20 protein-coding genes are annotated in these 20,221 nt (G+C 32.5%); 8 read left to right on the top strand and 12 right to left on the bottom strand.

The genetic code is table 11. The features are described 5' to 3' along the window. Positions 1–115: 115 nt before the first annotated feature. From lpxB to ACYQ19_RS05390, 3 genes are read right to left on the bottom strand one after another with little or no spacing between them, the layout of a single operon-like run. Positions 116–1,153 (bottom strand): lipid-A-disaccharide synthase, encoded by a 1,038-nt coding sequence (lpxB, locus tag ACYQ19_RS05400; protein WP_459978411.1) that lies wholly within the window; start codon positions 1,151–1,153, stop codon positions 116–118. Then, the gene (locus tag ACYQ19_RS05395; protein WP_459978410.1) at positions 1,146–1,301 is read right to left on the bottom strand and encodes a lipid-A-disaccharide synthase; all 156 of its coding nucleotides are present in this window, start codon (positions 1,299–1,301) and stop codon (positions 1,146–1,148) included. The genes lpxB and ACYQ19_RS05395 overlap by 8 nt, the downstream gene beginning before the upstream one ends. A 1-nt stretch (position 1,302) precedes the next feature. Further along, positions 1,303–3,942: a RecB-like helicase gene (locus ACYQ19_RS05390; protein ID WP_459978409.1), complete on the bottom strand. Its 2,640-nt coding sequence runs from the start codon at positions 3,940–3,942 to the stop codon at positions 1,303–1,305. A 57-nt stretch (positions 3,943–3,999) separates the two neighbouring features. Here ACYQ19_RS05390 and ACYQ19_RS05385 point away from each other — a divergent pair, with 57 nt between their 5' ends. The 3 genes from ACYQ19_RS05385 to ACYQ19_RS05375 are packed head-to-tail and all read left to right on the top strand — an operon-like array spanning position 4,000 to position 5,985. Beyond that, a complete protein-coding gene (locus ACYQ19_RS05385) occupies positions 4,000–4,563 on the top strand; it encodes a DUF502 domain-containing protein (protein ID WP_459978408.1) in 564 nt (187 codons plus the stop codon). Positions 4,564–4,572: 9 nt separating this feature from the next. Further along, on the top strand, positions 4,573–5,436 hold the full coding sequence (locus ACYQ19_RS05380) for a class I SAM-dependent methyltransferase (RefSeq protein WP_459978407.1): 864 nt from the start codon (positions 4,573–4,575) through the stop codon (positions 5,434–5,436). A gap of 33 nt (positions 5,437–5,469) precedes the next feature. Beyond that, positions 5,470–5,985 (top strand): hypothetical protein, encoded by a 516-nt coding sequence (locus ACYQ19_RS05375; protein ID WP_459978406.1) that lies wholly within the window; start codon positions 5,470–5,472, stop codon positions 5,983–5,985. Here ACYQ19_RS05375 and ACYQ19_RS05370 read toward each other — a convergent pair whose 3' ends face one another. From ACYQ19_RS05370 to ACYQ19_RS05360, 3 genes are all read right to left on the bottom strand, one after another. After that, complete coding sequence (locus ACYQ19_RS05370) at positions 5,986–7,101, bottom strand: Mrp/NBP35 family ATP-binding protein (protein ID WP_459978405.1); 1,116 nt, start codon at positions 7,099–7,101, stop codon at positions 5,986–5,988. It abuts the gene before it with no gap. Positions 7,102–7,167: 66 nt separating this feature from the next. Further along, the gene (gene thiC / locus ACYQ19_RS05365) at positions 7,168–8,553 is read right to left on the bottom strand and encodes a phosphomethylpyrimidine synthase ThiC (RefSeq protein WP_459978404.1); all 1,386 of its coding nucleotides are present in this window, start codon (positions 8,551–8,553) and stop codon (positions 7,168–7,170) included. 60 nt (positions 8,554–8,613) lie between these two features. After that, positions 8,614–9,849, bottom strand: a complete 1,236-nt coding sequence (locus ACYQ19_RS05360) for a CAP domain-containing protein (RefSeq protein WP_459978403.1) — start codon at positions 9,847–9,849, stop codon at positions 8,614–8,616. A 77-nt stretch (positions 9,850–9,926) separates the two neighbouring features. Between ACYQ19_RS05360 and ACYQ19_RS05355 the strand changes: the two genes are divergently transcribed. From ACYQ19_RS05355 to ACYQ19_RS05335, 5 genes are all read left to right on the top strand, one after another. Next, positions 9,927–11,036: a bifunctional 2-C-methyl-D-erythritol 4-phosphate cytidylyltransferase/2-C-methyl-D-erythritol 2,4-cyclodiphosphate synthase gene (locus ACYQ19_RS05355; protein ID WP_459978402.1), complete on the top strand. Its 1,110-nt coding sequence runs from the start codon at positions 9,927–9,929 to the stop codon at positions 11,034–11,036. Beyond that, a complete protein-coding gene (locus ACYQ19_RS05350) occupies positions 11,017–11,880 on the top strand; it encodes a DNA-binding transcriptional response regulator (protein ID WP_459978401.1) in 864 nt (287 codons plus the stop codon). The genes ACYQ19_RS05355 and ACYQ19_RS05350 overlap by 20 nt, the downstream gene beginning before the upstream one ends. After that, positions 11,858–13,033, top strand: a complete 1,176-nt coding sequence (locus tag ACYQ19_RS05345) for a sulfate adenylyltransferase (RefSeq protein ID WP_459978400.1) — start codon at positions 11,858–11,860, stop codon at positions 13,031–13,033. The genes ACYQ19_RS05350 and ACYQ19_RS05345 overlap by 23 nt, the downstream gene beginning before the upstream one ends. A gap of 91 nt (positions 13,034–13,124) precedes the next feature. Next, positions 13,125–13,616, top strand: a complete 492-nt coding sequence (locus ACYQ19_RS05340) for a phosphatidylglycerophosphatase A family protein (protein ID WP_459978399.1) — start codon at positions 13,125–13,127, stop codon at positions 13,614–13,616. A 29-nt stretch (positions 13,617–13,645) separates the two neighbouring features. Beyond that, a complete protein-coding gene (locus ACYQ19_RS05335; protein ID WP_459978398.1) occupies positions 13,646–14,947 on the top strand; it encodes an APC family permease in 1,302 nt (433 codons plus the stop codon). A gap of 6 nt (positions 14,948–14,953) precedes the next feature. On the opposite strand, the gene ACYQ19_RS05330 is transcribed toward ACYQ19_RS05335, so the two are convergent. From ACYQ19_RS05330 to ACYQ19_RS05305, 6 genes are all read right to left on the bottom strand, one after another. Continuing rightward, on the bottom strand, positions 14,954–15,586 hold the full coding sequence (locus ACYQ19_RS05330; protein WP_459978397.1) for a ribonuclease T2 family protein: 633 nt from the start codon (positions 15,584–15,586) through the stop codon (positions 14,954–14,956). Next, positions 15,583–16,137, bottom strand: a complete 555-nt coding sequence (locus ACYQ19_RS05325) for an IMPACT family protein (RefSeq protein ID WP_459978396.1) — start codon at positions 16,135–16,137, stop codon at positions 15,583–15,585. Before ACYQ19_RS05325 ends, ACYQ19_RS05330 begins: the two co-directional genes overlap by 4 nt. Next, positions 16,137–17,063 (bottom strand): ribose-phosphate pyrophosphokinase, encoded by a 927-nt coding sequence (locus tag ACYQ19_RS05320; RefSeq protein WP_459978395.1) that lies wholly within the window; start codon positions 17,061–17,063, stop codon positions 16,137–16,139. The genes ACYQ19_RS05325 and ACYQ19_RS05320 overlap by 1 nt, the downstream gene beginning before the upstream one ends. Before the next feature lie 128 nt (positions 17,064–17,191). After that, the gene (gene mnmA, locus ACYQ19_RS05315) at positions 17,192–18,226 is read right to left on the bottom strand and encodes a tRNA 2-thiouridine(34) synthase MnmA (protein ID WP_459978394.1); all 1,035 of its coding nucleotides are present in this window, start codon (positions 18,224–18,226) and stop codon (positions 17,192–17,194) included. A 14-nt stretch (positions 18,227–18,240) separates the two neighbouring features. Next, positions 18,241–19,020: a PP-loop family protein gene (locus tag ACYQ19_RS05310; protein WP_459978393.1), complete on the bottom strand. Its 780-nt coding sequence runs from the start codon at positions 19,018–19,020 to the stop codon at positions 18,241–18,243. Continuing rightward, on the bottom strand, positions 19,017–20,210 hold the full coding sequence (locus ACYQ19_RS05305; RefSeq protein ID WP_459978392.1) for a hypothetical protein: 1,194 nt from the start codon (positions 20,208–20,210) through the stop codon (positions 19,017–19,019). Before ACYQ19_RS05305 ends, ACYQ19_RS05310 begins: the two co-directional genes overlap by 4 nt. Positions 20,211–20,221: the final 11 nt, after the last annotated feature.

The raw sequence follows: 20,221 nt of genomic DNA, 5'->3' as shown, positions 1-20,221 counted from the left end.
TTTTGATAATTATATCTAAAAAGTTGTGAAGTGGATAAGTAGTTAAGTCGTGAAGGAAAATAAATTTATATCATTAAAAAGCCTTCTTTCACCACTTTACGACTTTACAATTTATCTACTTAAAATTTATCAGTTCAACTACTTTTTGGGCACTTCCGTGTTTTAATATTTCTCTGAGTTTTTTAGATTTTTTTTGAAACTCGCTAAAATCGCTTTTTTTAAAATCCTTTACTAAATCTTCAATATCAAAATCCTGCAAATATTCCTTATGAAACTCCCCAAGCCCCTCACGCTCAAAAATAATATTGGCCAATCCTACATAATTAAGTTTTACAAACATTTTAGCTATTATGTATTCGATTTCCCTCGCTTTATACATTAAAACAAACGGAGTGCCTATAAGTGCGGCTTCAAGCGTGGCAGTTCCGCTGCAGATATAAGCAAAATCACTTTTTAACAAAGCTTCATGAGCATTATAAACAATTTCAAAACCGCTTACATCCCCGTAAATTTCACCGGTTTTATCTTTGTAAATTTCAGGCACGGCCAATATTTTTTTTCCGGGCAGATGTTTGATAAGTTCTCTGAACACAGGCATTAACGATTTAATTTCGCTTTTTCTGCTTCCGGGTAAAAAAGCTATGTTTCCGTAAAGTTTATCATCTCTAAAAGTTTTAATCTCATCCAAAAGAGGGTTTCCCACATATATCCCGTCTTTCCATATTTCACGTTCAAACGGAAAAATATACGCCTTAATATCAACATATCTGTTTACGTCTTTAATTCTGCCCTTTTTCCATGCCCAGACTTTAGGTAAAATGTAATAAATTATTTCGATACCGGGGTTAATTTCTTTAATTTTTTTGGCAAGTCTTAAATTAAAAGAAGGCGCGTCAATCAAAAGCACTTTGTCACACTCTTTGCTAAGCTCGGCAAGTTCGTTGATAACTTTCTTTGCAAGTTTTATTTTGGGAAGAACGTCTAAAAATCCCATTACGTTAAACTCATTCCCGTCAATTAAAGGCTCACCTAAACTTTTATCAAACACACCGACGATATTACATTTTTCTTTTTTTGCTTTTAACTCATTTAAAATATATTTTAAATGCAAATTTGCACTCGGTTCCAAGGCACTTACAAGCAACTTATTCAAACCCGACCTCGCTTTGATGGATTACTTTTTTTATTTTCTTTTTTTCTTTAGATTTTAATTTTTTATTTTTCACTTTTAACTTTTCACTTTTACTTTTGATTACTTCCCCGTCTATCAGACAGCATCCGAAATTTGTCTGCATACACATTTTAAACCTTTCTTAGTTTTTCTTCGTCAACATAAAACAGATATGCCGAAACTTCTTTGTTTTTAAGCTCTTTTGCAACATTTTTATAATGTTCTACCTGTTTAATATATCTGCTTTCATCTTCCGGTTTTTTTGATTTGTAATCGATTATTATTATTTCTTCTTCGTTTTCTATCATTAAATCGATTATTCCTTCTTCTTCGTTATACACAAAAGGAATTTCCTTAAACTTTTTTCCTTTAAAATTATCAAGCTTGTTTTTGGCTTTTTCATACATACCATAAGCTTTTCTTACATCCGTGTATATTCCGAATTTGTTCAATACCGCGTCAAATTCCTCTATCTCAAAAGCGTAATGCAAGGCAAGTCCAAAATAAATCGCCGCATAATCGTTAGGTTTATATTCACTCTCTTTTTTAACGTCCTGAAGTCCGTGATGTCTGAGTGTCAAAGAAAATTTTTCCGTCTGTTTTTCGGTTTCGGTTTTCTTTTCAACCTCAAACTTTCCTATTTTTTCAGCAGACAAAGGAGTTACAAACGAAGATTTTTCTTTCTTAAGAATAAACAGCGAATTTACGGCTCTCGTAAACGCCACATACTCTACGTTTCTTTTATCTTTATATTCAAGCTCTTTTTCCTTTGACTTTACTTTAGCATACTCGGAATCTAAAGTTTCACGCCCCGCAATATTGTATTTTATATCCTTAAGTTCAATTCCGTCATAATCAAAAAGCAGATTGCTGCTTCTGCTGTTATCCCGCCCCAGCTTCTCCATTACGATCACATTTTCAAATTCAAGCCCTTTGCTTTTATGAACGGTCATTATTGTTATCCCGTCAAACTCACTTAAAGGAAGTTCGTCTTCAAACTCGTCAATTGAAGATACGAAATCATACAAATCTTTATATTTTAAAGTATGTTCAAGAAGTTTTAGAGATGATTCGTCTATTAAATTATATTCAAACATCAAATCCCTTACCATCTCGGCAGGTTTTTTCACAGGAACGTAAAAAGGCTCCGACGTGTAAGGTTTGCCTATAACGCTTAAGAAATTAAGCTTATAAATTTCAGCCTTTTTACCTTCAAGCATATAATAAGTGTATTTGAGAATATCAATAAGCGCTTTTGCAAAAGGCTGGTTTTTAACTTTTGCCCTTGTTGCGGTGACCACGTCTCTTTGGAATTTTTCTTTTATAAACTGGGCAACTTTCAAAATATCGTCGTTTGTATAAACCAAAACGGCAATATCCTTATCCCTAACACCTCTTTCAAACATAAATTTGAGAGTGTTTTCAAGGTTTTCAAACAAATCACCCTCTTTTACCTCAACATACCCTCCATCAACATTAGCTTCCTGATTCAGGTTAAAAAGCCTGTTTACAAAATCAACTATCACCTTTTTTGAGCGGTAATTTTTCGGAAGTTCTTTTTGCACCATCCCAAATGGCTTTAGCTGTTCATAAACATAATCAAAAAGCTCGCTACTGCCGCCCCTGAAGCGGTAAATCGCTTGCTTGGTATCACCAACGTAAAAAAAACTTTTAAAATCCCTTACCCCCTCACCTGATTTTATCTCATCCACAAGAGGTGCAAATATTTTCCACTGCGTAACAGAGGTATCCTGAAATTCGTCTATCAAAATATGTTCAATCCTACTATCAAGCCTGAAATACAAAAAATCGCGGTTTAGTTCGTCTTCAACAAGCAGTTCATATACCTTATGCTCAATATCCTTAAAATCGAGGTAATTTTCTTTTTGTTTAATTTTATGTTTGATGTTTTTATATTTTTCATAAAGGGAAAACAACGCTCCCAAAACAAACCGCTCTTTTAATATCAAAAGTTTTTTGATTAGATCTACAAGCCTTTCAAACTCGCCGTCCATCCACTCTTCATAGCATTTTTTAAATCCTCTCACCTTTGCAAGAGTCCCGTTTTCCAAAAACGAAGGAATTGTTTTGACTTTCAGCATCTCAAAAGGGTCTTTTTTAAAAAAGTTGTTTATCTGTGCACACTCCTGCGTTGCAAGAATAAACTTCGATTTTATCTCTTCAATCTCTTTTAAAACCGGATCAATTTTCCATTGTCCATTGTCCATTGTCCATTTTGAAAGCTCTTTTTCCTTTTCATAAAGCATTTCAAAAAGTTCCGTAATGCTCTTTGACTTTTTGTTTTCGATTTTTGCAAATTCTATTAAAGAATTAAACTCCTTATTATCCAGACTTTCAATCAAAAGTTCAAAAATATTCTCAAGATTATCACTCTTTATGTCAAAATCAGAATCGACACCTACGTAATAACCGAATTTTCTTATTATTTTTTGGATAAATGCGTCAATCGTGGTTATATGTATATCGCTTGTAAGAAACTCTTTGAGTATAAAATCTTTTTTGTTTAAAATTTCTCTTTTGTCAATTCCGGATGTTTCACTTAATATTTCCAAAAGCTCTTTATCTTTTTCAAGCAGATTTAAAAATTTTATAACCCTCTCTTTCATTTCATTGGCGGCTTTATTGGTAAATGTAACAGCCAAAATAGAGCTTGGATTCACACCCCTAAAAAGAAGCGCAAGATACCTCAGCGCCAAAGAAAAAGTTTTACCGCTTCCGGCTGAAGCTTTAAGAGAGAGAAGTCTTTGCATTAAGTGCCTTTTTTATATAATTTTATCTAAAATGTTACAATTTCAAAAAGGCCTGTAATGAAAAAAATATTTAACTATTTTTTAAAAGGTATTTTTGCTATTTTACCTTTTGTTTTTACGATCTGGGTGATTAGTTATCTGGTAAATCTCGTTATAAAACTGATACATCTTTTTTACGCACGGATAAACAGCACCTTATATACGGCTATTTTGTTAATCGTCATTATTCTTTTAATAACATACATCGGCTATATCGTCACTAAAAAACAAAAAAGCATTATTATCTACATATCAGAAAAAATTTTTTCAAAACTTCCCTTTATAAAAAGCATATACAATTTCTTCAACGAACTGCTTAAAATGTTCTCAAACGAAAGAAACTACCTGGGGGTGGTTGAAATAATGTTTGCAAATTATAAAACATACGCCTTTTTAACAAAAGAAGAAAACGACAGATTCATAGCTTTCGTGCCAACCGCACCAAACCCGACATCCGGATATGTGATTATGCTAGATAAAGACAAAGAAGTGGATGAAATCAAAAAAATAGGCGAATGGAAAAGGATTGATACGGATGTAAAAGAAGCCCTTGGAAAAATAATTTCGCTTGGAATTAAATAAAGGTGTCTTTTGAAATATTTAATAGAAAAAATAACGGAAAATTATATAGATTCCGAAGAATTTAAACGCTTATACCACGGCAGGGGTGAAGAAAAATTTAAATTCCTTACAATCGACAGCATAAACGAAATACTTTTTGTGCAGTTTTACGAAGATACTGAAAATGAAAAAGAAATTCTAAACATTTTAAAAGAATTCGCAAAAAACTCACGCCACAACACAATAATTGTAAAAAAACGCTTTAACAATGAAACGTTTGCCCTTTTAGGTGAAATTCCTAAAGAGTATTACGCAACAGAAAACGGCATGAAATTTAAACTCAATTTCAAAAACCAAAACATCGGCTATTTCGGTGATATGAAAAATTCACGCAAATATATTGAAACAATAGCCAAAGATAAAAAAATTCTTAATCTCTTTGCATACACCTGCGGATTTTCTCTGTTTGCAAGAAGAGGAGGCGCCGAATACATCGCAAACGTGGATATGAATAAATCCATCCTTTCAACCGGAATGGCAAACCATCAGATAAACGGGCTTGAAATAAAAAACATCTCATTTTGGCCTTATAACATTTTAAAAGCATTTCCTAAACTCAAAAAACAAGCCCCCTACGACATAATCATAATCGACCCGCCGACACATCAAAAAGGAAGTTTCATAGCTTCCAAAGATTATATAAAAATAATTAAAAAGCTTCCCCTGTTATCTCATAAGAACACCCAACTTTTAGCGTGTATCAACTCGCCGAAAATTTCCAAAGAAGATTTAATAAAACTAATAACCCAAAACACTTCTTTTAAATACCAAAAACAAATTCCAAACCCTGATGAATATACCAATTCAACACTTAAAAGTCTGGTTTTTAATTAAAACTTAGGTATAATTAAAAAAAAGGGGGTTAAAATGGTCAAAAAATTTCTACTATTAAGCGGTTTTGTATTTCTTTTTGCATCATCGCCTGAAGCAATTATAAAAAAAGAATTTAATGAAAACGTCCTTCCTCAAATTATTAAAGATTTAAACCAAAACGATGAATCTATAATTATAATGCGGGTATATAAAACACCAAAAAGCATTACGTTAAAAACATACAAAGTAGAGCAAACATTCGCAACAAGCGAACTTTTTGAAAAAAAAGGCGATTATAATCAAGGATATAAATATTACACTAAATATATACTTAAACCATCACAAATCAAAGTTACAGATTTTGTAAAGATCATAGGTGCCAAAACAAACGAAGATTTAGACAAGCTATTTGCAGATAATGGAAAAAAACTTATTGAAATATTAAAAGAGCAAAAACAATTCATTGCAATTAAAGGTTTGGAAAAAATTATCAAAAAAGGAAGACTAAACGATTTAAAAGAGTTTTTAAAAGGAGTATTAGCCGGAAAAGTTCCGGCTAGTTGCTCTTAATCATTGCATACTACACGCGCTTGGCGTGCCGTTTACCCCGTAAATCGGCTGGATCATTTCATTTCCTGATAGATCTTCCGCAAGAACATAATCAATAAACTCAATCACTTCCCTTGCGGCTTTTGCAAATCTTTTTGCGCTTTCGCTATCCGGTCTGTTTACCACTATAGGTTTTCCGGCATCACCACCTTCTCTTATTTCAGGTTCAATCGGAATTTGAGCTAAAACTTTAGTGTCGTATTCTTTTGCAAGAGTTGCGGCTGCACCTTTTCCGAATATGTCATATTCAACACCGCAGTTAGGACAAATAAACCCGCTCATATTTTCAATCACACCCGCAATTGGAATATGAAGCTGTTTAAACATATCAAAACTTCTTTTTGCATCATCTACAGCCACCGTTTGAGGCGTTGTTACAGCTACACCAGCTGTTACCGGAACCTGCTGGGCCATAGTCATTTGAGCGTCACCCGTCCCCGGAGGCATATCAATTACAAGTATATCAAGCTCACCCCACTCTACGTCTTCCATAAACTGCTGAAGCGCTTTTACAAGCATAGCGCCTCTCCACATGAGCGCCTTACCTTCCGGAAGCAAGTTTGCCATTGATATAAATTTAACCCCGTAATTTTCAAAAGGTTTAACCTTATTTCCTACTACTTCCGGTTTTCTATCCTGCATACCAAGCATTCTGGCTACATTTGGTCCGTAAATATCCCCGTCAAGTATTCCTACTTTTTTACCTTCTTTAGCAAGTGCTAAAGCTAAGTTTACCGCGGTTGTAGTTTTACCTACCCCACCTTTTCCGGAAGAAACCATTACGAAAGATTTTACACCGGGCATTTTATTTACACCACGGCTACTTGTTTCTCTTGGTTTTTTAGGTCTTATAATATTTACGCTTGCTTCAATTCCCCCGGCTCTTAATGTATCTATTGTGCTGTCGTTTAATTTTTGTGCCACTTCATCATCAGTTGATGGAATCTGATATGTAATAATCGCCTGTTTTCCGTCTTCGCTAACTTCAATATCTTTTACAAAACCGAAATCCACCACTGATTTTTTAAACCCAGGGTAAATTACGTTTTGCAACATCTCTTTAATTTTATCTTTCACTTTAACTCCTTAGATTAAGTTTTTCTGGTTTATAATACTTTTTTTTGTTTTTGTCAATAACTTATATCAATTATTAACCTCAGATTTCATTTTCTCTTCTGCTTCTTTTTTAAATTCATCCCAGTCAAAATTCTCCATAGCATCCTGCGTTACTTTGTAACTACAGAATTTCGGTCCGCACATAGAGCAGAATTCCGCTTCTTTAAAAACTTCCTGAGGAAGCGTCTCGTCGTGGTATTCTTTTGCTCTTTCAGGGTCAAGTGCCAATTCGAATTGTTTTTTCCAGTCAAATTTATATCTTGCATCACTCATTTCATCGTCAACATCCCTTGCACCTGGTATTTTTCTTGCAATATCAGCTGAATGTGCGGCGATTTTATATGCAAGCATACCTTCTCTTACGTCCTCTTCGTTTGGAAGTCCGAGATGTTCTTTCGGCGTTACGTAGCATAGCATACTTACCCCATACCAAGCAGCCATTGCCGCACCGATCGCACTTCCTATATGATCATATCCGGCACCGATATCCAGAACCAGCGGTCCTAATACATAAAAAGGCGCTTCATGGCAGTAAATTTGCTCTAACCTTACGTTTCTTTCAATCTCATTAATAGGCACGTGTCCAGGACCTTCTATCATTACCTGAACGTCTTTATCCCACGCTCTTAAAGTCAGCTCACCTAAAACTTTTAGCTCTTCAAGCTGTGCTTTATCACTTGCATCATAAAGACATCCGGGTCTTAGGCTGTCACCAAGTGAAAGTGAAACGTCATACTCTTTACAAATATCTAAAATATCATCAAATATCGTATAAAAAGGATTTTCTTTATGATGTTTTAACATCCAACTTGCTGTAAGGCTACCACCTCGGCTTACTATTCCCATTTTTCTTTTTGCGATTTCTGGCATATGTCTTAATAGAAGCCCCGCATGGATTGTGAAATAACTAACACCCTGCTTAGCCTGTTTTTCAAGAACTCTAAGTATATCATCATATGTTAGTTCCAATACATCGCCTATTTCGTCTATAATCTGATACATAGGAACCGTTCCGATAGGAACCGGGCTTGCCGCAATAATAGCTTCTCTAATCTCATCCATGTTTTTAGCCCCAGCACTTAAATCCATTACCGTGTCGGCTCCGTATCTTACGGAAGTTTGAAGTTTTCTAACTTCCTCTTCAATATCACTCGCAAGAGCGCTTGCACCGATGTTTGAATTTACTTTTGTTTTGCTAACTCTACCTATCGCCATCGGTTTTAAATGTTTATGGTTTATGTTTGCAGGAATAATAAGTCTTCCTCTTGCCACTTCACTTCTTACAAGTTCAGGATCGAGGTTTTCAACTTTTGCAACATACTCCATCTCTTCAGTTATAATGCCTTTTTTGGCGTAATACATCTGAGTTCTGGTTTTATCATTCATTCTTTTTTTAATCCATTCACTTCTCATTTATTCCCTTTAAGATATATTTGCTCGGAATTTACCTAATTTTCCTTAAAATTAGCTTAATTATTTTATAATTAATATGAGTTTATTTCCATTATCAAAATCAAAATCAACTTTATCGCCGCTATTACCGATAACTTTGATCCATAATGTGTTATAATCTATAAAACCACTTTTTACGCTTACATTCGATGGATGTGAATATCTGTAACTTCTAATTAAATCATTCCCATCACTTGGAACAAAATAATATCCGTATGTTTTATCACTTTCTATATAAATCGTTTCATCATCTGTTGTAATCCTGAAATAAGGAAATGGTAATACTTTTGTTTTAAAACTCCACGATAAATTATACTCATTTCCTTCATATTTATAAGTTACCTTCACATTATATGTCTCATTCCATTCAAGCCTATCTAAAGGGAAAAGTGCAAATTCATATTCATTAAATTTATTATTAGGATCACTATCTTTATCCAAAATTCTAATATTTGTTATTTCATCACCATTATTGTCATAAAGTTTAAATGTAGTTAAATTAATTTCATTGGTAAAATAATATTTATTAAATTGAATACTTATCGGATATCCACTTACATTATAATCAGGCAAAGGATCAGGTGATTCATTATAAAAAACGGGTAAGATATTGATTGCATTCTTATAAGGCCAAACTATAATATCAGGGTTATTTTTCATTATCATTTTGACTGCATTATCATAATCATCTGCATCAATTACGATATCATCATCAGCACATACATTCATATAATATGAACCACTAACATCATTTTGATGTGAACATAATTTATTCAAATTTGAATTGCCCATATCATAAACATACCTTCTACTTTCTATTCCTATTCCTATTAAATCTTTTGAGAAAGTCAAAAAACCGAATCTATGATAAATAGCTGAAAAAAGTTCATCAATTGATTCAATAAAGTTTATTTGACCAACTGATACATTTTCGGATATGTCCTTACTTAAAAAACCAGTATAAACTGCACGATCTGATGGCCATTGACCTGTAAATCCATCTTTATTCTCATCCTCTTCATGTCCAGTTGTTTTATTAATATACAAATAATAAGCGTGATTTTTAGATGCGTTTATTAAATTTTGTTGAGGTTTAAATTTAATCATACCAGCTTTATTTCTCAATATATTCAAATATTCTAATTCATATAAATAAATAGTTGCATTTGATTCATTATTTAAAATATTATTACCATTACCTCCCCCACAACCCAAAAAAATTAGTAATATATAAAAAAACAAATAAAATTTTTTCATTATCTACCTTATATTAATTTTACAATTTGTAACATTTTTATGTATAATTTCGTAACACTTTTACCAAAGGAAACAGCTTGGATGTAACTTTAATAGTTTTAAGCGCCGGAAATTCCACCAGATTCAATTATCCAGTAAAAAAACAATGGTTAAGAGTCGGAAACAAACCTTTATGGCTTTTCGTATCAGACAGGTTAAATCAATACCACAGCTTTAAAAACACAATTATAACTGCAAATAAAAACGATGTAAGATTATATGAAAAATTATGCGATTACACAATTGTTTCAGGTGCAAGCGAAAGACAGCTTTCATTAAAAAACGCGCTTGAATTCGTAAATACGGAATATGTAATGGTAACGGACGTAGCAAGAGCTTGTATTCCTAAAAAAATTATAGAAAACTTACTCTCAAACCCCGCCGATTGCACGGTTCCGTATTTAAAACCGGTAGATACCATCGTTTATCAAAATAAAACAATCAACAGAGAAGACGTAAAACTTATCCAGACACCTCAGCTAAGCCGCACCGAAATTCTTAAAAAAGCCCTTGATACAGAAAAGCTTTTTACAGATGAAAGAGCCGCCATCGAAGCAATAGGCGGTGACATTAAGTATATAGAAGGTAGTGAGGAAAGCATAAAAATCACATATTTTAAAGATTTAAACCTTCCTTGTTTAACACCCCCTTTAAAAGATATTTTAGTCGGAAACGGATATGACACGCATACGTTTGAAAATAATAAAAAAATGGTGCTTGGCGGTATTGAAATAGAATCGGATTACGGACTTAAAGCCCACAGCGACGGAGATGTCGTAATACACAGCCTTATTGACGCCCTATTGGGGGCTGCCGGATTTGGTGATATAGGCGAATTTTTCCCTGATAACGACGAAAAATACAAAAACATATCAAGTATTGAACTTTTAATAGAAACTATAAACACCTTAACATATACGGGACATGAAATTATAAATGCCGATATTTCCATAATAGCCGAAAAACCGAGATTGAAAAACTACAAAACAAAAATTCAAAGAAACTTATGCAGATTATTAAACGCACAAGTGAATATTAAAGCAACTACAAACGAAAAAATGGGATTTATAGGACGGGGGGAAGGAATTGCGGTAATATCAACAGCAACATTAAAATACAAGGACTGGCATGAAAATTATAATCGTTGAAAACGAATTATATTTAGCTCAAAGCATTCAAAACAACTTGAGCGAAAAATTAAACGCAAAATGTGAAATCTACGCTTCATATGACGAAGCAATAGAAACAGACGGGGAAGTATACATTGTAAATACAAACCTTAAAGGAAACATTGAGAAACTTATAGATGCAAAAAAAGAAAAAATAATTATACTTTTAGCACCTTATGTTACATACACAAGTGTAACCCAGCCTATTCAAATGGGTGCGGACGATTATTTGCAAAAACCTTTTTCAATTGAAGAGCTTATTAGAAAAATCGTTCATTTAAAAGAATATTACTCACTTAAAAACAAAACTTCAAAAATGGAACATTTCATCGAAAACATATTAGAAGATATTGAATTAGACAAAGAGTATGAATTAAATTTCCCGTTATTTATAAAAACCAATTTTCCAAAAGCAATAGACAAACTCGTTTTTAACCACGCAAAAGAAAATATGTGCGATATAAAACTAATCGATTTACAGAATTTAAACCCCAAAGAATTAAAAAACAAAAACATTATCTATTATGCCAAAAAATTTTACGACAACCCGGAAATAATAAATATTCTCTCAAAATATAACACCATTATAATAGTTCCTAAAGAGTTTGAAAACAACTATCCTCATTACAATATGCTTGAAATTGAAATATCAAAAAAAAGCTTTTTAGACGATGAAATTCTTTCAATTGAAGATTACATAAAATTTATAATCTTAAACCACCAACACAAACTACCTGACACAGAACTTAGTAAAAGATTAGGAATCAGTAGGAAAAGTTTATGGGAAAAAAGGAAAAAGTATGGCATCTTTAAACAAAAATAAAATATTTATAGACAAAGAGGCATATATAACATTAGCAATGGTCCAAGCTGGACTTTTAAATCCAATTGATAAATTAATGAACAAAAAAGAGGCCCAAACGGCTGACAATCAAAAAAAATACAAAAACAAACCGGTCCCTTTTTCTTTCATTTTGGCACCTTCTGGTAAAAAAAATGAAGAAATTTTAAAAACCAACCCTAAAAAAATTGAACTTTACTGCGATCATCAAAAAGTAGGTGAAGTTGAAGTTGAAGAAATATATGAAATAGATCCTTTAAAAAGAGTCGAAATAATTTACGGCACGAAAGATTCAAAAAACTATCCTCAAGTTGCTAAAACATTAAAAAGACTTGGTAAATACGCAATAGCAGGTAATTTTTGGGTAGAAGACACTGGTATTAAGAAAAAAATCGATTTAATAAAAGAAAAAATAAAAAATTTAGATAATGTTGTCGGAATGACAATGCACGCAAAACCTATACACAGAGTGCATGAAAAAATAATGAGAAGCGCAATTGAAAAAAATGATATGCTAATAGTGTTTTTAATTAAAAACATGCAAAACGAAGAAGTTCCTTACGAATTAAGATACGAAGCTCTTTCATATGTAGTTGACAATTATTTTCCTAAAGACAAAATAATAATAGTGCCTCTTTTAAACACATATATTTTTTCAGGTGTAAATGAAGCTATTCTTGATGCCATGATTGCAAAAAATTTCGGATGTAACAAATTTATCATGGGACAAACACACAAAGGGCTTGGAATCCACTATGAAGCAAATCATTTAAAAAGTATATTTGATTCAATGGACTTGGATATAGAGATAGAAACAATCAACGAATACGTATATTGCGACCAGTGTAAAACGATTGTGAGCGTAAATTCCTGCCCTCACGGAAGCCATCATCATATCAGTTATCACAGCGATTCGATATTTGAGCTTTTAAAAACAGGTCTAATGCCTCCGACAATTTTGATGAGAAAAGAGATAAGCGCTAAATTTTTAGCAAAAATGTATCCGGACAGATTCGCAAACCTTCAAAAACTATATTATGATATATCACCGAATAAAGGACTTATTGAAAAAAACAAAGAAGAAGATTTTTACATTTCACTTATGAAGCTTTATCAGACAAGTTCGCTTACTTAGTTTACTGGTATATTAGTTAATGGTAAATAGCCAATAGTTTATAGTTAATGATTTATAGTGAATTGAAAAAATAAAAAACGGAGAATTGAGAATGGAAAATTACAATAAATTCAACTGGTTTTTGTTAACCGGATTTTTTAGCGGTTTATTACCAAAAGCACCGGGAACGTGGGGAAGTCTGGCTGCAAGTATTATGGCTTATTTTATAATAGTTTACCTGCCTAATCCGGTTACTACGATTTGGCTCTTAGCTATATTTTTCAGCGTAGTCGGATATAAACTCGTAAACGATTATGAAAGTAAAGGCGGCATTCACGATGACAAAAGAATCGTTATAGACGAATTTGCAGGTATTTTTATAGCTATAGGACTATTTGGGCATCTAAAAGAAGATACATTAATAAAAATTATTTTGGCATTTTTAGCATTCAGGCTTTTTGACATATGGAAACCTTCCATTATCAGTAAAATCGATAAAAAAGCCCCAGGAGGCCTTGGCGTTATGGGTGATGACATTTTAGCCGGCATATTCGGCGGGATTTTAGCAGGTCTTATGTATATGGGGTATCTTAAGCTTGTTTAATACTTATAGTAATAATTAAAAGGCTCTTTATGAAAGCATTTAATACATTTAGTGCCGCAATGCTTGGAATTGGATCAATGGTGGGTGCTGGTATATTTATTGTTATAGGCCAAGCAGGAAGTATAGCAGGTAACATAGTATGGCTTTCTTTTATATTAGGCGGTATAGCAGCACTTCTTAGCGGATATTCACTTGCAAAACTTGCAATTCGTTTTCCAAGCAGAGGAGGAATAATAGAATATATTACTCAAGAATATAAAGAAAATATTTTTTCAGGTTCTTTAAGTATAATGTTTTATTTTGCACAATTAATTGCGCTTGCCGCAGTAGCTAAAAGTTTTGGAGAATATGGGGCAAGACTTTTTGGATATGACTCTAAATTTATTATAAACACTTTTGCAGTTGGAATAGTAGCACTATTTACTATTATAAATCTTATAGGTGCGAGTATTGTCGCTAAATCCGAAAATATTATTGTTATTTTAAAACTTACGATTCTTACAATATTTACTTTAACAGCTCTTTTTTTTATAAACCCGGAATATTTAAGTATCAAAGAAATGCCTCCTATTTCAAATATGTTTTTTGCGATAGGGCTTACTTTTTTTGCATATCAGGGATTTAGTGTTATTACAAATACTATAGAAGATATGGAAAATCCTAAAAAGACAATGCTAAAAGCTATGTTTTTGGCTATTTTAATTGTAATGACATTGTATGTAGCTACAAGTATCGCCGTCCTTGGTAATCTTCCATTAAATGAAGTAATAAACGCCAAAGATTACGCACTTGCTGAAGCAGCTAAACCAATTTTTGGAAATTTAGGATTTAAAATTATGGCAGTTGCTGCACTAATTTCTACAGCAAGTGCTATCAATGCCACACTTTATTCAACCGCAGAAATTTCTTATACACTTGCAAAAAAAGGTGAACTTCCTAAAATCTATGAATATAACATATTTAATTCCAATGAAGGATTAATTATAAGTGCCTCTTTTATCATACCAATGATTCTGTTTTTTAATTTAGGTGAAATTACTACAGTAGCCGCTTTAAGTGTTTTATTAATTCAAGGATTCGTTCATTTAGGTCATCTTTTTATTATTAAAAAAACAGATGCAAACAAAATTTTCGTCTTTTTTGCAATGTTTTCTATGTTTGGAATAGCTGTTCTTACAATGATTTACAATTACAAAACCGATAAAAATATAATTGTTTATCTGATATTTTCTTTTATTTTGTGTTTTATATTGGAAGTTTTACTTAGAGTTATTTCAAAAAGAACAATTAAAAAACAAATTAAAAATATTACTAGCGAATTTATTAAATAGAGGGAATTAAGGAGCGGCTATAATTCCCATTTGACACTGTTTTACACCCTTAAATTCATCTGCTTTATCTACAAGTTCATAAAAATCATCGTTTACCGGATCACCTTTTAAATTGATTCTGATTTCAGTTATATATCCGTTTTTACATAACATTTGAAATTTTCTCATATTACCTTTTCCAAAAATTTGACCAAATATCCATCTAATTCTTTTAATAGAAACACTCTGTCCCATATGCATTCTAAAAAATTGTAATAGTGGAGTTTCATTAAACTGCTGAGTAAATTTTATTCCTGTTATAAAGTATGTTTCAGGATCTGTCCCAAAACATGTCCCATGTTTTTTCCATTCATGTTTAGCAAGCCCGTATTTTGCACCAGGCATATATTTTTCCAAAATTTTCATAAAATGTTTAGATAATTTTAAAGGCTCGTTTGAGCAATATTTTTTATTCTTAGGCCAAAGTCCGTGAAGAGTGAAATGTGTCAGTGAATAATCAGCAGGTTTTCTGTTGATACACACAGCCTTTTTAGGATTCGCTTTACAAAAGCCGTTTAACCAAGTTACGGCCAAAATATTTTCATTTGATACGGCTAAAAGCATTAAAGGAAACATTAAAGCAAACAATAATTTTTTCATAGCACACCTTTTATTAAATTTATTTTTTCAACATCGTCTCTTATGGTATATTCTATACCATCAATTCCAAATTCCCTTTTTTCAACAAAAATTCCGTTTTGTTTGAGAATATATTCAACAGCTCTGCTTTTTTCATAATCAACACTAAAAGAATACTCAAAAATATCTTTATATTCAAGTAATTTCGCGTTTTTTATTGCTAAATTAGCCACATCCGAGTAAGCTTTTACAAGCCCTCCCACACCTAAAAGTATGCCACCGAAATATCTAACTGTTATAATGCCGACATTTACCAAATCATTTCCCTGAAGGACCTTAAGTGTCGGCCTGCCACTGCTACCCCTGGGTTCCCCGTCATCGGAAGAACCTTCTACTATCTGATTGTGTTCATTGAGGTATCTGAATGCGGTTACATGATGATTGGCTTTTGGATGTGCTTTTTTTAATTCTTCTAGCTTTTCTTCAAATAAAGAGAAAGGAACAAGAAAAGAGTGAAATTTTGATTTTTTAACTTCAAGTGTAGCAGCTGAAATTGAATTTATCGTTTTCATTAATCAAAAAGTTTGTTGATACTTTCGTTATACATAATTCTTCTTATTACTTCTGCAAAAAGTTTGGCAGTTGAGAGAACTTTTATTTTTTTGCAATCACCCTTAAAAGGAATCGTATCGCTTATTACAAGCTCGTCCAATACGGAATTTTTAACCCTCTCAATTGCAGGGCCGCTTAACACCCCGTGTGTCGCGTATGCCATTACCGAATTTGCGCCTTTTTCTTTAAGTGCCGCTGCAGCTTTTACCATTGTCCCTGCGGTATCCACCATATCATCTATTAAAATTACATCTTTACCTTTTACATCACCTATAATATTCATAACTTCACTTACATTTGCTTTTTCTCTTCTTTTATCAACTATTACCATATCAAGACCAAGCTTACTTGCAAAATATCTTGCTCTTGCTACTCCGCCTATATCAGGACTCGCGATAATAGGGTTTTTAAGATTAAGTTCTTTAAAATAATCAAAAAATAAAATACTTCCATAAAGATTATCAACAGGAATATCGAAAAATCCCTGAATCTGCCCAGCATGTAAGTCAATTGTTACAACCCTATCAATTCCAGCTTTTTCCATCATATTTGCAACAAGTTTTGCAGTAATTGGAACTCTCGGTGCTGCTTTTCTATCCTGTCTTGCATATCCGAAATAAGGGACTATCGCCGTAATGCTTTTTGCACTTGCCCTTCTCATGGCATCCGTAATAATTAAAAGTTCCATCAGATTATCGTTTGCCGGTGCACATGTAGGCTGTATAATAAAGCAGTCAATCCCTCTGATACTCTCACCTATTTGAACGTTTATTTCGCCATCACTGAATCTATTAACGGTTATTTTACTAAGAGGTCTGTCTAGATATTCCGCAATGTCCGCCGCCACTTTCGGATTAGCCGTTCCGCTGAAAAGTTTAAATTTCATTTTTCACGCTCCTTTGTTTTGTTAATGAAATGGTATCAAAATTACTTTAATTTTACATTGTCAACTTTTAGTTTTTCATTTTAAATTTCGCACTTTTCACCTTACACTTTTCGCTATTCACTGTAAAATCATCTCCCGCCTCTTATCCATCCACCGCCAAGCAGTTTATCTTTATCATAAAAAACACATGCCTGCCCTTTTGCGACACCTAAAACAGGCTCAAAAAAATTCACCACGGCTTTGCTTTTACTTTCCATCTTTACAACAGCAGGAACTTTAGGCGCCCTGTATCTTATTTTTGCCTCACATTCAAAAACTTTTTCTTCAATAAAAAGATTCACCCCTTTTAAAAAGACCTGTTTTTTTTCAAGGTCTTTTTTATCACCGACAATAAGGGTATTGCTTTTAGCATCTATGCCTATAACATATTGAGGCTTATGTGATTTAAAAAGATTAAACCCTTTTCTCTGACCGACGGTATAGAAAGAATATCCTTTATGGATACCTATTTTCTGTCCTCTTTTGTTGACCACTTTACCTTTTCTTTCCGGGTTAAAATGTTGTTTCAAAACATCGATATAAGAATTTTCTATAAAACATATATCCTGAGATTCTTTCTGGCTTGCAAATTCTTCAAGTCCTATTTCTTTTGCCATTTTTTTAATCTCTTCTTTTGTATAATCTCCAAGAGGAAAAAGCAGTTTTGGCAAAATCTCTTTTTTTATCCCGAAAAGAAAATAACTCTGATCTTTACTCTCATCTTTTGCCTGATATAAAAATTTCCCGTCGTTTCGGACATAATGCCCTGTAGCCGCTAAAGAACATTCATATTTTTCCAAAAACTGCATAAAAATACCGAATTTAATTTTAATATTACACATAGCGCACGGATTTGGGGTAATACCTTCTTTATAACTTTCTACAAAATATTCGTAAACCTCTTTTTTAAATTCATCCTCAACATCTTCAATTACATATTCAAATCCGAGTTTTTTTGAAAGTCTGTTTAGTTTTGTAATATTTTCCACATGATTAACACCCTCATGCATCTTCATATATATTCCCAAAACATCATACCCCTGCTGTTTTAAAAGATATACGCACATAGCGCTGTCAACCCCGCCGCTTACTCCCACTAATACTTTTTTATTCTCAATTCTCAATTCTCAATTCTCCATTATTTAAAATATTCTTTCATAAAAAATGTAGAGCAGTCTATATTTGAAAAAGCACTCTCAAGCCTTTGGAAAAGTTTAGGTTCTTTTTCTTCCATATTTTTTAGCCACTCTTTAATTTCTTGTCTGACATAAGGCGTTTTGGCCTGGTCTGATTCGTTAAAAGCAAGACAGCTTGATTCCCCGTCAATTATCGGAAAGTTATTTTTATCACTCATATACTGAATCCACTTTTCCCGCACTTTTATTAATGGCCTTATAACTTCTATTTCGTTGTATGCTTTGTATTTGGGGGGCATACTTCTCATCATTCCGTTATAAAACATACTCATAAAAAAAGTCTCAACCGCATCGTCAAAATGATGCCCAAGTGCAATTTTATTGTATCCAAGTTCTAATGCTTTTGTATAAAGAGCACCCCTTCTCATCCTAGCACAAAATCCGCAGGCACTGCTTCCGGGTCGTTTTTTTTCTTCTAATATTTCAAGTATCGGGGTTTTATAAATGATATAATCGATTCCGAACTCTTCGCAGTGTTTCTTAAGAGGTGAATAATCAATTCCGGTCCCGGCGTCAATTGTGATAGCAAGCAGGTCAAATTTAAAAGGGGCAATCAGTTGCATTCTTTTTAAAACATGCAATAAAACAAAGCTGTCTTTACCCCCACTGAATGCAACCATAACCCTGTCACCCTCTTTTATCAGTTCAAACTCTCCGTTTGCACGACCGGTGAATTTGGTTACTTTTTTAGAAAAACATATGTCTTTTATAGGGTTTTTCATTTAACGAGCTGTCCTTCGCTGTATAATTTTCCCTGTTTAAACTCTAAATTCAAAATTACTTTTGAGTTCTCTTTTTTGGCAAGAGCGAACAAAAACGCACTTCTTGGCAGTGTATTCATTAAAATATTCGCAATTTCAGGTGTGGTTATTAAATTTAGCTTTGCATCTATGAAATCAATATTATTGCTGTTTAATTTTGCTTTGAAATTTTTAGTCGGAAGAAACTTAATATCAAAATTAAGCGTATATCCACCAAAATCCCTTTGCATTGCTTTTATGTTTTTTAAAGAACTATCTATATTTATATCAAAACCTTCTTCAAATATTTTTTCAAGATATTGATCTTTTTCGTCCTCTTTTGCCTGTGCCAATTTTTTAAGAAGTGCTGTTTTAATTCCTTTAATTTCCATATTAACTTTAAAATCATCTGCATTTACCGCATTAGGAATATTTAACGTTTTAAATCCGAAAGTGGAATTGACTTTTGCCACATCGCTTATAAAGGTTTTTGTTGTAGAATAAACGCTATTTATCTGAAGTTTGAATCTGTTAAGATCAACATTTACATTAAAATCTGTTTTTGAAAGTGAATTTTTTTCATTTCCTTCAAACTGATTTTTGAAATTTTTAATTTCGATAAAACCTTTTTTATCTTTAACGTAAATATCTTTTATTTTTAAAATGTTTTTTAAATTTTCACCCCTTTTAAAAGTCCCCGTAATATGTTCAATACCTATAGTCGGATTATTATTTATGATAATATCATCAAATTTATAGGCATAATCTTTAAAATTAGGCGTAGTTATTACAAATTTTACATATTTTTTAAAAAATGTATTTAAGTCATTTTGAATATTTTTAAAATTATCCGCTAATTTTATATTTTCAACATTTCCTAAAAACAGGACATTAGTAACAGGTAAGTTCTTAAATTTCGTTTCAATATTTAACTCTACTTCTTCTATAAGACCTTGTGAATTTAAAATTTTAGAAGGAATTGTTACTCTTAAAATTTTATCTGTTTGAAGGTATGTGCTTTTGTCTTTTACAATATTTATTGTAATTCCCTTATTTCTTAAATCATTAAGCATCTGATTATATTTTGAATTCATAAGTTTTCCGAATATAAAAGGTGTTATTGCTATTAATATCAGAAATGTTATCCCCATTACAATTAATTTATTTTTCATTTTAAACCTTT

Source organism: Nautilia lithotrophica (assembly GCF_054656815.1).
Note: the sequence above shows the minus strand (reverse complement) of the source record. Positions and strands in the feature narration are given on the sequence as shown.

Excerpts from the sequence above, each read along its gene's own strand:
- ACYQ19_RS05390 (WP_459978409.1), bottom strand. The coding sequence starts at position 3,942 with ATGCAAAGACTTCTCTCTCTTAAAGCTTCAGCCGGAAGCGGTAAAACT.
- ACYQ19_RS05395 (WP_459978410.1), bottom strand. The coding sequence starts at position 1,301 with ATGTGTATGCAGACAAATTTCGGATGCTGTCTGATAGACGGGGAAGTA.
- ACYQ19_RS05330 (WP_459978397.1), bottom strand. The coding sequence starts at position 15,586 with ATGAAAAAATTATTGTTTGCTTTAATGTTTCCTTTAATGCTTTTAGCC.
- ACYQ19_RS05385 (WP_459978408.1), top strand. The coding sequence starts at position 4,000 with ATGAAAAAAATATTTAACTATTTTTTAAAAGGTATTTTTGCTATTTTA.
- ACYQ19_RS05375 (WP_459978406.1), top strand. The coding sequence starts at position 5,470 with ATGGTCAAAAAATTTCTACTATTAAGCGGTTTTGTATTTCTTTTTGCA.
- ACYQ19_RS05320 (WP_459978395.1), bottom strand. The coding sequence starts at position 17,063 with ATGAAATTTAAACTTTTCAGCGGAACGGCTAATCCGAAAGTGGCGGCG.
- ACYQ19_RS05305 (WP_459978392.1), bottom strand. The coding sequence starts at position 20,210 with ATGAAAAATAAATTAATTGTAATGGGGATAACATTTCTGATATTAATA.
- ACYQ19_RS05345 (WP_459978400.1), top strand. The coding sequence starts at position 11,858 with ATGGCATCTTTAAACAAAAATAAAATATTTATAGACAAAGAGGCATAT.
- ACYQ19_RS05360 (WP_459978403.1), bottom strand. The coding sequence starts at position 9,849 with ATGAAAAAATTTTATTTGTTTTTTTATATATTACTAATTTTTTTGGGT.
- ACYQ19_RS05325 (WP_459978396.1), bottom strand. The coding sequence starts at position 16,137 with ATGAAAACGATAAATTCAATTTCAGCTGCTACACTTGAAGTTAAAAAA.
- ACYQ19_RS05340 (WP_459978399.1), top strand. The coding sequence starts at position 13,125 with ATGGAAAATTACAATAAATTCAACTGGTTTTTGTTAACCGGATTTTTT.
- ACYQ19_RS05335 (WP_459978398.1), top strand. The coding sequence starts at position 13,646 with ATGAAAGCATTTAATACATTTAGTGCCGCAATGCTTGGAATTGGATCA.
- ACYQ19_RS05310 (WP_459978393.1), bottom strand. The coding sequence starts at position 19,020 with ATGAAAAACCCTATAAAAGACATATGTTTTTCTAAAAAAGTAACCAAA.
- ACYQ19_RS05350 (WP_459978401.1), top strand. The coding sequence starts at position 11,017 with ATGAAAATTATAATCGTTGAAAACGAATTATATTTAGCTCAAAGCATT.
- thiC (WP_459978404.1), bottom strand. The coding sequence starts at position 8,553 with ATGAGAAGTGAATGGATTAAAAAAAGAATGAATGATAAAACCAGAACT.